The sequence below is a fragment of the Bradyrhizobium sp. 132 genome (genome assembly GCF_023074185.1).
GTDB lineage: Bacteria > Pseudomonadota > Alphaproteobacteria > Rhizobiales > Xanthobacteraceae > Bradyrhizobium.
The window spans coordinates 97,620-109,933 of the sequence record NZ_JADPKY010000035.1; the positions used below are offsets into that span (position 1 = coordinate 97,620).

Here is a 12,314-nt window from a genome sequence, read left to right on the forward strand (position 1 = left end):
CGCAAGCCGATGGCCATATCGGAGCGCGACGGTCGCCCGACGGATCTCGTCCTTGGAGATGCGCGTCGGCTCTCATGACTGCAACAACAAGCGCCGCTTGTGCCGCTTCGCCTCGTTGCGAACCGGGATAACCGCGTACAACGTGGTCCCGGAGCTTTCCGGATCGGATCGAATCTCGAGGCTGCCGCCAAGGCGCGCGAGCCTCTCCCTCATGGCGGGAATGCCGACACCCATCGACGTCGTTCCGCCGCCTCGTTCAGCGCGGTGAGCCGCGAAGCCGCGTCCATTGTCGCTGATGGTCAGTCGAAACTGCCCGCGGGTTGCCTGGACGAGGATTTTGACCTCCGTCGCGCTCGCGTGCCGGAATATGTTCGCGAGTCCTTCCTGAACGATCCGCAGCAATGCCCTTTGGCTGTCGTATGACAGCCCGTCCACTCCAGCGTCGACGACGCTCCGGGCGCGCAAGGCGGTGCGCGCAGCAAAGCCGCGGACATAGCACTCGATCGTCGCCTTCAGTCCTTCCTCCATCACGTCCTGTGGATGCAGCAAATATGTAAGCGAGCGGATATCCCTCAGAGCGCGGTCGATCGATGCATCAACGTCGTCGCAAAGCCTATCGACGCCGTTTGCTCCGCCGACGCAGGCGCGGATTCGCATCAACCCAAGACTTGCCGCGACCAAATATTGACAAGTCGAATCATGAAGTTCCGAGGCAATCCGCTGCTGAATACCCTCCTGTATGGAAGCCAAATCACGACCGGTTGGGTCATCCGGCTGTTCTTCAGAAGACTCAAGAACGCTCATCCGGTGTCGACCGAGGCGCTTCGCGGTTCCATGTGGCTTCAACAGGCTCGCAGGAAGGCTGCACGGCTTCATTGGACGCATCCAGCTTTTAAGTCCGTCCTGGACATCGACTGTCGCCAATCGACGACCTAGATAATGACCCGTTCAACATGTCCCATGAGGGCCGCAATTCGACGCGCACCCCTAAGGGAATGACGTGCACTATCATACCTCCTGGTTTTCCGTACAACCAAGGGGTTAATTCATAATACTTCAAAACCTGCGCATGACTGACATGAGTTTTCGTCCGGTATATGCAGTTTGTGCCAATCGCTGGAACCAACGCGATAAAATGAGACAATGACTGCTAAAATTCTTCGTCGCGCATCCGGACACGACCGAACGTCGCCTTACGGTCCAGACCATCAGGGACGAGCTTTATGGAAATGCAAGTGGCGTCGTTTCTGGCACATCGCCAGATGCCCGAACTATCGCACGACGACGCCCTATCGACCGCTATCTTTGGCTGAGCCAGACTTCTTCTTCGTCCGAGAGAGCGGAGGAGTTTGCGGGGCCGGTACTATCACCAGTGGATGAGCGGGAACTCGCAGGCGATTCTGCCCGATGTCATCCCGGAGTGCGTCGGTATCCATGCGCTGGCTCCGCTCGACGGAGTCACGGGGGTCCGCCAACGCGGCGGTTGCCGCCGTCATTCCGAAAACCGCCCACAGCAGGACGAAGAGTCGTCTCGTTGACATTTCGTATTCTTTCTCAGAAGGCGAAGTCGAGCCGCGGACCGATCCGAAGATCCCTGTAGTGCCGAATCGGAACGTTGGACGTCCGGGCCTCGTACAGCACCGTGGTCGTGAGCGACAGATTGCTCGCGAAATTATACTTCAGACCGATATCCGCCGAATAGAGCTGGTCCTGCCGTCCTGAATTCAATCCATCGGTAAACCAATAGGCTTCGAACAGAGGCGTGCTCACGACCGACCATTTGGGGTCGAGCTGCACTTCGATTCCGAGAACGGCATCGAAGCGCCAGCGGCGCGCTTCCGCAAGATCGGAAAACCGGTAGGTCAGCAGCAACAATGGGGACAGGGTGACGTTGTTGATGCGAAAGTCGCGGGCCACCGATCCCATCACGTCGTTCGAGGTAAACGCCAGGCCGCGGTAGACGCCGTCGAAGTCGTAACGATTTTCGTAGATCGCAGAGAACCGCCAGCCATTCCAGTTCTCGGTCAATCGTCCTCCCAAGCGGGCGATTGCGGCATTCCCGTCCTTCTCCGTTGCGAATGCCTCATACTGCGCGCGGGCGTAGAGGCGATAGGACAGTTCGTTCGTTAGGTATCCGTCCAGTCTGGCGCTGATATCGGGCTCGTAATAACCGTCCGACTTGCGGGCGTCGCGTGTGAACAGAGCGTTGTCGGTAAACATCGACGACACGGAACCGACCACACTCCACGAAGGCAGCGGCAGTGCCGGCGGATCCGCCCTGAACTCTTTCAGGTCCACGTCCGCGGCCATTGCAGCAGTCGCACCCAAGGCTCCAACCAGCTGCAGAAGAACTCCAGATACACGCATCTGAACCTCGAGACTGTCGACCCCGCCTTCCCCAACGACGCGACCATAGGCCCCGCAGTAGTTGTGTCAAGCGACGCCGACAACGCACGACCCTTTCGCGGAATGTTGTTACTGCGTGACCACACAATCTCGGATCACACAAGCTCGGAGACTGCCGAAAGAAACGTGCACATCACTTCCTAAACCGCGCCACCGTAGACCGGCGCAGATTCATTCTGGGAGAGGTCCATCTCCGAGCATCAATGAAGCAAGCCATCCGACTGCCAGACAGATCGCGAGGACGACGATGCCGATGATCAGTGAGCGGCGCCCGGCCTTAAACAGCGCCTGCGTGGGGTCGAGCGTGTGAAACAGCTGCAAGGAAGGCGAGAGCCTCGTGACGATCCTGCCCATTGCGGGCTCGGGGCCGTCGATGCAAGCTCCTGCATGTGCCGAGTCCGCTGAACGGCCGCGAGGCCGGCCGAGCTTCCCGAACTCACGGCCTACGATGCCTTGGGCTTCGCCCAGGCTTCATCCTGGCTTCACCCGCCAGGGTGCCTCTGCGCTAGTAGTCCACGGCGTCACGGATGATCGGGCACGTCATGCAGTGGCCGCCACCGCGACCACGGCCCAGTTCCGCCCCGACGATGGTGATGACCTCGATACCTTCTTTGCGCAGCAGTGTGTTGGTATAGGTGTTTCGATCGTACGCGTACACCACGCCTGGCGACGCACAGACGAGGTTGGCGCCGCTGTCCCATTGCGTGCGCTCGCGCTGATAATCGCTTCCTCCCGCCTCGACCACACGAAGCTTCTTAAGACCCAGCGCTTCCTCGACGACACTGACGAATGGCTTGTTCTCGGGGTGCAACTCGACGCCACTCGGTTGGTCGCTCGGGCGATAGGAGTAGGCGCGGGTCTGATTGATGAAGTCGGGCGCGGTCAGTACGCAGTCGCGGTCGGCGAAGGTGAACACAGTGTCGAGATGCATGGCTGCGCGGATCTTGGGCATCGCCGCGACGATCACGCGTTCGGCCGCCTTCTTCGCAAACAGCGTCGCCGCGAGTTGGCTGATCGCCTGACGGGATGTACGTTCGCTCATCCCGATCAGCACGACTCCTTTGCCGATCGGCATCACGTCGCCGCCCTCCAGAGTAGCCAGCCCATGGTCGTGCGTGGGGTCGCCCCACCAGACATTGACCTTGCCGGCGAAATCAGGATGGAACTTGTAGATCGCGGTTGTGAGGATCGTTTCCTCGTGTCTGGCCGGCCAATAAAGCGAGTTGAGCGTCACGCCTCCATAGATCCAGCAGGTGGTGTCGCGCGTGTACAGCGTGTTCGGCAGCGGCGGCAGCAGGTACTCGGTGGCACCCGCCGCCTCCTTGACCATCTTGATCGCCTGGCCGCCATGCTCTTCAGGAAAGTCATGAGTCGACAGGCCACCGATCAAGGTTTCCGCAAGCGCGCGATTGTCGAGGCCGGAAAGGTAGCTCCTCAATTCGTCGATGAAGCCGAGCCCGACCTGATTGGGCACGACCTGATTGTCGAGTATCCACTTTTTACCCTCCGGTACCGCCACCGTTTCGGCCAGTAGGTTGTGCATTTCCACCACATCGACGCCCCGGTCGCGCATCTTGGTGACGAAGTCAAAATGGTCACGCTTGGCGTTCTCCACCCAGAGAACATCATCGAACAGCAACTGATCGCAGTTCGACGGCGTGAGCCGCTGATGCGCCCGACCTGGCGAGCACACCATCACCTTCCGGAGCTGACCGACCTCCGAATGAACGCCGAAGGCTGAGGAATTCGCCATTGGTGGCTCCTTTCGTACTGGGGCTAGATGCTGATATAGCCGGTAGCGAGGCCATGGATACCGACGACACATCCGATCACCGCCACCGCGAACAAGACCCATTCGGCCGGCGTGAAGAGCTGTTTGCCCTGCTCTTTCCGCGTGATGTAGTACAGGATCGTGCCGGGGGCGTAGATGATGAAGCCGAGCAGCAGGAACTTCGTCCCGCCGGCGAACAACAGGAATATCGTGTAGATCGTCGCCAGAACCGCAATGATGGTGTCCTTGCGGAGGTCGCGCGGGTCCTTTTCGTAAGTCTCTCTGCGAAAAACCAGCATCAACGCAAAGGCCGCTGACAGAAAGTACGGAATCAACGAGAGGTGGCTGCAGAGCGACAGCGCGAAGGTGAAGGCGTCGTCTGAGAACAGCGTGGCGACGAGCACCACTTGAATCAGCAGCGTGGTCATCAGCAGCGCCGATGACGGCACTTGATTGGCATTCTCTCGTGCCAGGAAGGCCGGCATGTCCAGTTTTTTGGCGGCCACCGAAAGCACCTCGGCAGCCATCATCGTCCACGCCAGATAAGCGCCAAGAACCGAGACGATCACGCCGGCCCCGATAAACACCGCTCCCCAATGGCCGACCGCGGCCTCGAGCACGCCACCGACAGAGGGCTGGCGAAGCTGCGCGATCTCCGTGCGTGGCAGGACGCCGTAGGCCAATATCGACACCGACGCGAACAGCGCCAGCACGCCGAGAAATCCCGTGACGGTAGCGACACCCACGTCCTCGCGCTTCTCCGCGAAGCGCGAATAGTTGCTCGCACCCTCGATGCCCAGGAACACGAAGACGGTCACCAGCATCGTCGCCTTGACCTGCTCGAACAGGTTACCATAGTCGCCCGCCGCGCCGCCCCAGAGGTTGTCCACGAACACGGACGGCTTGAGGAAGAAGATCGACAACACCAAGAACAGCAGCAGCGGAATGATCTTGGCGACTGTGACGATGGCGTTGATTCCGGCTGCTTCCTTCACGCCGCGCAGCACCAGAAAATGGAATGCCCATATCCCGACCGAGGAGATCAGGACTGCGGTCAAGGTATTGCCCTGGCCCAAAGCGGGAAAGAATGCGCCGAGCGTCGACTTGATCAGGATCCAGTAAGACACGTTGCCGACGCAGGCGCTGGCCCAGTAGCCGAACGCCGAAAAGAAGCCGACATACGGCCCGAATCCCGCCCGCGCATAGGCGTAGACACCGGCATCGAGATCCGGCTTGCGGTTGGCCAACGTCTGAAACACGAAGCAGAGCATCAGCATGCCGGCACCGGCAATGGCCCAGGCGATGAGGGCCCCGTAGATGCCCGTCGCCTGCGCGAAGTTGCGCGGTATCGAGAATACGCCGGCACCGACCATGCCGCCGACCACCATGGCAGTCAGGGTCCGCAGCGGCAATCTTTGGACGTCCTTATTGGTGGTCATTGGAAGCGTCCCGATTATCTGTCGTCACAGATGCACCCATCACGGAGCGGAAAAACATAGGGTTGACTACCTAGCCGATGACGAGGATTCCCCTATCCGGCTTTGCTTTGCCCCTCTGACGGCTTGCGCAGAGCGGCGCCGCCGGCCCGCTCGGTCGCGCCGAACCACGCGACGTAAATCGTCGGCAAGAAGACGAGCGTAAGGACCGTCGCCACCAGCAAGCCGCCCATGATCGCGAATGCCATCGGTCCCCAAAACACCGTCGGCGCGATCGGGATCATCCCGAGGACGGTGGATACGGCCGTCAACATGATCGGCCGAAACCGGGAGCTGCTGGCGTCGACTGCCGCGTCCCAGGGCGTCTTGCCGAGGGCGCGTTCCGCGTCGATCTGACCGATCAGGATGACCGCGTTCTTGCTGATCATGCCGAGGAGCGCGAGGACCCCCAGAATGGCGACGAAGCCAAGCGGCCTTCCGGACAACATCAACGCTGCGACGACCCCGATCAGCCCCAGGGGAGCCACGCTCAAGACCATGAACAGTCGAGGGAAGCTTTGGAGCTGCACCATGAGGACGGTGAACATGACCAACAGCATCACCGGGACGACGGCCAGCACGGATGCCTGCGACTTCTGACTTTCCTCCACTGTCCCGCCCACCGCCACGCTGTACGATGGCGGAAGCGTCTTCTGGAACTTCTCGATCGCCGGCAATAGCGAGGCGACCACGCTTTCCGGCAAGCTGTCACCGGCGATGGCGGCTTGGACCGTCAAGGTCGGAACCCTATCTCGCCTCCAGATGAGCGGAAACTCCTGATCATACTCGAAGGACGCAAATTGACTGAGAGGAACCGTTTGTCCGCCTGGCAGTCCTACCTGCAGATTGCGCAGACTGTCCAACGAGACCCTCTGCTCGTCGGTAGCCCGCGCCACCACGTTGACCAGGTAGATATCGTCACGGACCTGGGTGATGGGCGTGCCCGTGATGACGGCGTTCAGGACGGTCGCGGTTGCCTGCGAGCTCAGGCCGAGTTGCCGGGCCTCGTTCTGGTCGACGCGGATGCGCACCTGTCGGTCGGGCTCCATCCAATCGAAATTCACCTGCTTGGTGTCCGCACTGGACGCGACGATTTTCCCGACCTGCAGCGCGATCTCGCGCACCCGCTCAACGTCAGGCCCGCTGACCCGATACTGGATCGGCCAACCGACCGGCGGCCCGAGCTCGAGCGGAGATACGAACGCGATGGCCTTGGGAAATTCTTCGGCGAGCAGCTTTTCAAGCTTGGAATGCAGGCGTTCGCGTGCGGCGACATCCTTCGCGATCACGACGGTCTGCGTGAAGAAGTCGTTCGGGAGCTGGACGTTGAGGGGCAGATAGAAGCGGATCGCCCCCCGTCCGACGTAGGTGCTCCACCGCGCCACATCGGGATCGCTCGCGAGCGCGCCATCGAGGCGCTTCGCCGCAGCTTCGCTCGCGTAGATCGAAGCGTTCTGAGGCAGGCTGACATCGACCAGCAGCTCCGGCCGATCCGACGAGGGAAAGAACTGCCGCGGGATCAACGGCATCGCCAGAACCGAGGCGACGAAGAGCGCCACCGAGATCGCAATGGTCAGCCATTTCGCGCGCATCGCCGATGTTAGGAAACTGCGGTAGATCCGAAAAATCCTGCCCGGGTCGGCTGAGTTGCCTTGCTTGGGCGGGACGAGGATCGCAGCGCCAAGCAGCGGCGTGAAAATGACCGCGACGAACCACGACACCAGCAGCGCGATCGTCACCACCGCGAACAGCGAAAACGTGTATTCGCCGGCCGAGCTTGCCGCAAAGCCGACCGGGATGAATCCCGCGATCGTCACCAGCGTGCCCGCGAGCATCGCCATCGCATGGGTCCGGTAGGCGAAGGTTGCCGCCTCGACTTTGCTGGCGCCCTCCGCCAGTTTGGTGAGGGTCGCGTCGGTGGTCGTCATCGCATCGTCGACCAGCAACGCGAGCGCGATAATCAGCGCGCCGAGCGATATCCGCTGCATGTCGATGCTCAGCAGACCCATGATCGGCAGGACGATCGCCAGCGTGAACGGTATGGCAAGCGCTATGATCAGGCCGGGTCGCACGCCGAGGCTGATGAAACTCACCACCATGATGATGGCGATCGCCTGAAGCAGCGAGACCATGAACTCCCGAATGGCGTGGTTGACCACGACGGGCTGATCCGCGACCACGCTTGGCTCGATCCCGATCGGGAGGTCCGCGGTAATCTGCGCCATCGCCTTGGTGATGTTCGCACCCAGCGCAAGAATATCCCCGCCGTCCCGCATGGCGATTGCGAGTCCTATCGCCGGCTTCCCATTGACCCGAAACATCGGGTGGGGCGGGTCCGTGTAACCGCGACGCACCCGCGCGATGTCGCTCAGGCGAAGCATACGTCCGCTCGCGGAAAAATTGATGTCGGCGATGTCCCGTTCCGACTGAAACCCGCCAGATACCCGTATCGAGATGCTGTCGGCGCTCGTCTGTATCGTTCCGGCCGGACGTACGATGTTTTGCGACTGGAGGGCCGCAATAAGGGCGGACCGGTCGACTCCGAGTGCCGCAAGCTCCTTCGTGGAGAACTCGACGAAGATCACCTCGTCCTGTTCGCCCAGGAGCTCGATCTTCGACACGTCGGGCACGAGAAGCAGCCTTGAGCGGATATCTTCGACCCGGTCGCGCAGCTCACGCTGGCTGAAGCCGTCGCTGGTAAAGCCGTAGATAATTCCGAAAGTATCGCCAAATTCGTCGTTGAACCCAGGCCCGATCACTCCGGCGGGTAGCGTATGGCGCATGTCGCCGATCGACTTGCGCACGTGGTACCAGGTGTCTGTGACCTCTCGTGCGCTGGCACTGCCTTTCAGATTCACGAAGACGGTCGAGACGCCTGCCCTGGTAAAACTTCGCAGGAAGTCGAGATGCGGCGTCTCCTGCAGGCGGCGTTCGAGGCGCTCCGTCACCTGCTTCATCGTTTCCTCGACGGACGCGCCCGGCCAAGCGGCCTGAACGACCATGGTCTTGATGATAAAGGCCGGATCTTCGTTGCGACCCAGGCGGAAATAGAACAGCCCACCCGCAACCACCGCGATGATCATCATATAGACAACCAGCGAACGGCTTTTCAGCGCCCAATCGGACAGATTGACCCCGCTCATTGCTCTGATCCGAGAACCCGGACCTTCTGGCCCGGATGAAGCGCCTGCACCCCAGCGGTAACAACGATCTCGCCGGTGTCCAATCCTTGCGAAATCACCGCCTGGGCCTCGTCGAACCGCAGAACGTCCACATTGCGCACCGACACCGTACTGGCGGTTGGATCGACGATCCACACGGCGGGTCGCTGGTTCATCCTCGTCAGGGCTGAGGCCGGAATATCGATCATCGGCCCCGCGCTCGTGCTCACCCGCCCGACGACCGTCGCACCAAGGCGCATCGCCGGCGGTGGGTCGGTCAGGCCGACCCTGACCTCGAAGGTCCTGGTCACGGCGTTGGCCTGCGCGCCAACCTCGCGGATGCGCCCCTTGGCCTTGATGGTCGGATCATCCGCCAGGCTGACCTCGACCTCCGGATCGGCCGAAGCCGATCTGACCAGTTGAGAGGGAACGTCGAAGACGGCATCGCGACCGTCTTGCCGCGCGATCCTCGCGATCATCTGTCCGGCCTGCACCACTTCGCCGGCTCCCTGACCGGTGGCGGTGATCACGCCTGGGGCATCGGCTTTCAGTTCGGTGAAGCCGACGAGGTCATGCGCGGCACTCAGCGCGGCTTCGGCGGCGTCGACTTGCGACCGCGCCGTTTGCTGGGCCTGCGTCGCGGCATCGTAGTTGACCCGTGTGGTCCAACCCTGCGCCAGGAGCGTCTCCTGACGGTCGAAATGATTGCGCGCCTGTGTCAGCTGCCCTTGTGCCGCGGCAAGCGACGCCTGCGCCTGGCGCAGCGCGTTCAACTCGTTCTGGGACTCCAATCGCGCCAGTACCTGACCGGCTTTGACCCGATCGCCGATCTTGGTGTCGTTGTTCAACAGCCGACCCGAGATCCGGAATGCCAGATTGACTTCATCTTCCGCTTCGATCCGTCCGGAGAACGTCAGGGGCGTCGTGAGCTTGCGCTTTTCCACGGTCGTCGTGCGCACTATACGAGGGGCTGGCGTGTCATTCGCTGCCGTTTCCCTACCGCAGGCTGCCAGCACCGGCGAGAGCGCCGTCAAAATGACCATAGCGCTGATGCGTCTGAAAGAGGAATGGCTGCTGCGGTTGAACATGAGCTCTTCCGTTCCGGTGTGAAACGTCGCCTGGCAAATCGGCTTTCCGCAGGCCTCGGTCTTCTGACGATCCCCGCCGCCATTTTCGCCGGAAGCGCTGGTCCCGGACATCGGTAAATCTACCCGATGCATCCGGATGTAATCGCGGTTTGCCCGAGTTCGTGGCTTGGGAGATTCCTGAGACCCGATCAGGCAATCACCCGATATCGCCGCCTACGCCCAGGATACATGATGGAATCGTCCGGCGAAGCACCGGCACGCTGGCGCCGGACGAACGACCTATGATGTATCGCTACGCGCGGTCGCGCCCCAACGCGAAGGCTGATCCCTTCAGGTACCCTGAAGCTCGACGATGCGATGTGATGCCGATGGAGGATTTCCAGCATGAGCGGATCCTCAGGACAACGAAACGTGCCGGCGGGCACCATCACCCGAGGGTGGTGGTCGAGCGTTGCTTCGCGTGCGGTCGGGTTCGGCTGCCTCTGGCTCGTGCTCGCTGGCGCTCAGGTCGGAGACGTTCCTGCCGCAGCGGTCGCAATCGCGGTAGCAACCTGGACAAGCTTGTACTTGCTGGAGCCGGGCAGTTCGCGGCGGTCGCTCCCAGCCATTGCCCGTCTGGCGTCGCTTTTCCTGTATCACTCCGTCGTCGCCGGAATAGACGTGGCAGGCCGCGCGCTGAACCCCCGATTGCCTCTGCGTCCCGGGTTCGTAGCCTATCCGACGCGGCTGCCGCGAGGCGTGCGGCAAAACGTTTTCACGACACTGACCAGCCTGTTGCCCGGAACAGTGCCTGCCGGCGAGGAGAACGGACAGATCATCTATCACTGCCTCGATGTCACGCAGCCGGTCCTTGCCGATCTCGCCGCCGAGGAAGCGGCACTCATTCGGGCCCTCTACAATGACTGAATTCCTGACCGCCGCCGTCGGCTTGATCCTGACGCTGCTGGCCCTCGGCCTTGTGTCGATATTGCGCGGTCCGGGCGATGCCGATCGGATGATGGCTGCGCAGCTGATCGGCACCGCGGGCATCGCCGTGCTGCTGCTCCTCGGCACCGTGACAGGCGTCCGGGCGGCCGTTGACGTGGCGTTGATCCTCGCGCTGCTCGCCACTTTCGCGTCCATCGCGTTCGTCAAAAAAGGGCTGTCCCGCCTGGAAAGCGACGGCGTCGGTTCGGCGGAGGGCAAATGAACCTCGCGCGGGACATCATGACGATTGCGTGCGTGTCGACGGGCGCGTTCTTCTTCCTGGCAGGTACAGTGGGCCTCCTTCGCTTCCCCGACACCTTGACCCGCCTCCACGCGCTGACCAAGGCAGACAACCTCGGCCTCGGATTCGTCGTGCTCGGGTTGCTCCCGCAAGCTGAAGGCCTTCGCGACGGGCTGAAGTTGATCAGCATCTGGATGTTCGCACTGCTGGCGGGCGCCACCGTCTCGCAATTGATCGCGCGCGCGGTGCGCCGAAGCGGGGCCAGATGAGCATCGCAACGGTCTTCGAGATCGCACTCGCCGCCGTGGTACTGGGCCTCGCCATCTGGACCATCGCCGTCCCCGAGACGTATTCGGCGACCGTCGGTTTCGTCGCCTACGGTCTCCTGGTTGCGCTGATCTGGGTCCGTCTCGACGCGGTCGATGTCGCACTGACGGAAGCCGCCATCGGCGGCGGCTTGGGCGGCGTCGTGCTGTTGGGTGCGGCTGCCCGGTTGCGCGATGCCGAGGCGACGGCAGCCGAACGACCAGACCGTTCTACACGTCTGATCGCCGCTATCCTGTCCGCATCGATCGCGGCAGCCCTGGCGTTCGCGATCCTGATCCTGCCCGATTATGCTCCGACGCTGGCACCGGCGGTCGTCGCGAATGCCGGAGCGACCGGAATGGCCAATCCGGTCACCAATGTCCTCATGGCATTTCGAGGGCTGGACACCATGCTCGAGAAGGTCGTGCTCCTGTTGGCCGTCGTGGGCGTCTGGTCGCTCGCGTCGGACCGGGCCTGGGGCGGCCGTCCGGGACCGCGTCACGAAGCCGACCCAAATGGCGTTCTCGCCTTCCTCGCCCGCCTGTTGCCCCCGGCGGGGATCGTCGTCGGCATTTACATGCTGTGGACAGGCGCCGACCACCCCGGCGGAGCATTTCAGGGCGGTGCGGTTCTCGCGTCCATGTGGCTGCTGGTCATCATGGCTGGATTGGCGGACACACCACCGGTGAGCAGCCGATGGCTACGGTTTATCCTGGTCGCCGGGCCCTGCCTGTTTCTTGTCGTTGGCCTCGGCGGGCTTTGTTTCGGAGCGGCCTTCCTCGCCTATCCGGTTGCGTTCGCCAAACCGCTAATTCTCGGCATCGAGGTCGCGATGATCCTCACGATCGCAGCGACCCTCGCCCTCCTCCTCGCTGGCGCGCCGGAAAGGAATACATAGCG

The 12,314-nt window shown here is 62.0% G+C and carries 11 protein-coding genes; 4 read left to right on the plus strand and 7 right to left on the minus strand.

Features of this window, described 5'->3' with window-relative positions:
* Window positions 1-72: 72 nt before the first annotated feature.
* From IVA74_RS06600 to IVA74_RS06630, 7 genes are all read right to left on the minus strand, one after another.
* Window positions 73-804: an ATP-binding protein gene (locus tag IVA74_RS06600; RefSeq protein ID WP_247340905.1), complete on the minus strand. Its 732-nt coding sequence runs from the start codon at window positions 802-804 to the stop codon at window positions 73-75.
* Window positions 805-1,554: 750 nt separating this feature from the next.
* Window positions 1,555-2,310 carry an outer membrane beta-barrel protein gene (locus IVA74_RS06605; protein ID WP_247340906.1) on the minus strand — a complete coding sequence of 252 codons (756 nt, stop codon included), beginning with the start codon at window positions 2,308-2,310 and terminating at the stop codon, window positions 1,555-1,557.
* A gap of 267 nt (window positions 2,311-2,577) precedes the next feature.
* Window positions 2,578-2,760, minus strand: coding sequence for a hypothetical protein (locus IVA74_RS06610; RefSeq protein ID WP_247340907.1), 183 nt, complete (start codon window positions 2,758-2,760; stop codon window positions 2,578-2,580).
* 151 nt (window positions 2,761-2,911) lie between these two features.
* Window positions 2,912-4,159 carry an arginine deiminase gene (gene arcA / locus IVA74_RS06615; protein ID WP_247340908.1) on the minus strand — a complete coding sequence of 416 codons (1,248 nt, stop codon included), beginning with the start codon at window positions 4,157-4,159 and terminating at the stop codon, window positions 2,912-2,914.
* Between the two features lie 23 nt (window positions 4,160-4,182).
* Complete coding sequence (locus IVA74_RS06620; protein WP_247340909.1) at window positions 4,183-5,616, minus strand: basic amino acid/polyamine antiporter; 1,434 nt, start codon at window positions 5,614-5,616, stop codon at window positions 4,183-4,185.
* A 92-nt stretch (window positions 5,617-5,708) separates the two neighbouring features.
* Window positions 5,709-8,795, minus strand: coding sequence for an efflux RND transporter permease subunit (locus IVA74_RS06625; RefSeq protein ID WP_247340910.1), 3,087 nt, complete (start codon window positions 8,793-8,795; stop codon window positions 5,709-5,711).
* Window positions 8,792-9,856, minus strand: coding sequence for an efflux RND transporter periplasmic adaptor subunit (locus IVA74_RS06630; RefSeq protein WP_247340993.1), 1,065 nt, complete (start codon window positions 9,854-9,856; stop codon window positions 8,792-8,794). The genes IVA74_RS06625 and IVA74_RS06630 overlap by 4 nt, the downstream gene beginning before the upstream one ends.
* Window positions 9,857-10,312: 456 nt before the next feature.
* Between IVA74_RS06630 and IVA74_RS06635 the strand changes: the two genes are divergently transcribed.
* Genes IVA74_RS06635 through mbhE form a run of 4 tightly spaced genes read left to right on the plus strand, consistent with a single transcriptional unit; the run spans window position 10,313 to window position 12,312 of the window.
* The gene (locus IVA74_RS06635) at window positions 10,313-10,807 is read left to right on the plus strand and encodes a Na+/H+ antiporter subunit E (RefSeq protein ID WP_247340911.1); all 495 of its coding nucleotides are present in this window, start codon (window positions 10,313-10,315) and stop codon (window positions 10,805-10,807) included.
* Window positions 10,800-11,090, plus strand: coding sequence for a monovalent cation/H+ antiporter complex subunit F (locus IVA74_RS06640; RefSeq protein ID WP_247340912.1), 291 nt, complete (start codon window positions 10,800-10,802; stop codon window positions 11,088-11,090). The genes IVA74_RS06635 and IVA74_RS06640 overlap by 8 nt, the downstream gene beginning before the upstream one ends.
* Window positions 11,087-11,377, plus strand: coding sequence for a monovalent cation/H(+) antiporter subunit G (locus tag IVA74_RS06645; protein ID WP_247340913.1), 291 nt, complete (start codon window positions 11,087-11,089; stop codon window positions 11,375-11,377). Before IVA74_RS06640 ends, IVA74_RS06645 begins: the two co-directional genes overlap by 4 nt.
* Window positions 11,374-12,312 (plus strand): hydrogen gas-evolving membrane-bound hydrogenase subunit E, encoded by a 939-nt coding sequence (gene mbhE / locus IVA74_RS06650; protein ID WP_247340914.1) that lies wholly within the window; start codon window positions 11,374-11,376, stop codon window positions 12,310-12,312. The genes IVA74_RS06645 and mbhE overlap by 4 nt, the downstream gene beginning before the upstream one ends.
* Window positions 12,313-12,314 lie beyond the last annotated feature (2 nt).

Bases quoted from the DNA above. Each gene is read 5' to 3' on its own strand.
- IVA74_RS06605 (WP_247340906.1), bottom strand. From the start codon at position 2,310: ATGGCCGCGGACGTGGACCTGAAAGAGTTCAGGGCGGATCCGCCGGCA.
- IVA74_RS06625 (WP_247340910.1), bottom strand. From the start codon at position 8,795: ATGAGCGGGGTCAATCTGTCCGATTGGGCGCTGAAAAGCCGTTCGCTG.
- arcA (WP_247340908.1), bottom strand. From the start codon at position 4,159: ATGGCGAATTCCTCAGCCTTCGGCGTTCATTCGGAGGTCGGTCAGCTC.
- IVA74_RS06645 (WP_247340913.1), top strand. From the start codon at position 11,087: ATGAACCTCGCGCGGGACATCATGACGATTGCGTGCGTGTCGACGGGC.
- IVA74_RS06640 (WP_247340912.1), top strand. From the start codon at position 10,800: ATGACTGAATTCCTGACCGCCGCCGTCGGCTTGATCCTGACGCTGCTG.
- IVA74_RS06620 (WP_247340909.1), bottom strand. From the start codon at position 5,616: ATGACCACCAATAAGGACGTCCAAAGATTGCCGCTGCGGACCCTGACT.
- mbhE (WP_247340914.1), top strand. From the start codon at position 11,374: ATGAGCATCGCAACGGTCTTCGAGATCGCACTCGCCGCCGTGGTACTG.
- IVA74_RS06610 (WP_247340907.1), bottom strand. From the start codon at position 2,760: ATGGGCAGGATCGTCACGAGGCTCTCGCCTTCCTTGCAGCTGTTTCAC.
- IVA74_RS06600 (WP_247340905.1), bottom strand. From the start codon at position 804: ATGAGCGTTCTTGAGTCTTCTGAAGAACAGCCGGATGACCCAACCGGT.
- IVA74_RS06630 (WP_247340993.1), bottom strand. From the start codon at position 9,856: ATGGTCATTTTGACGGCGCTCTCGCCGGTGCTGGCAGCCTGCGGTAGG.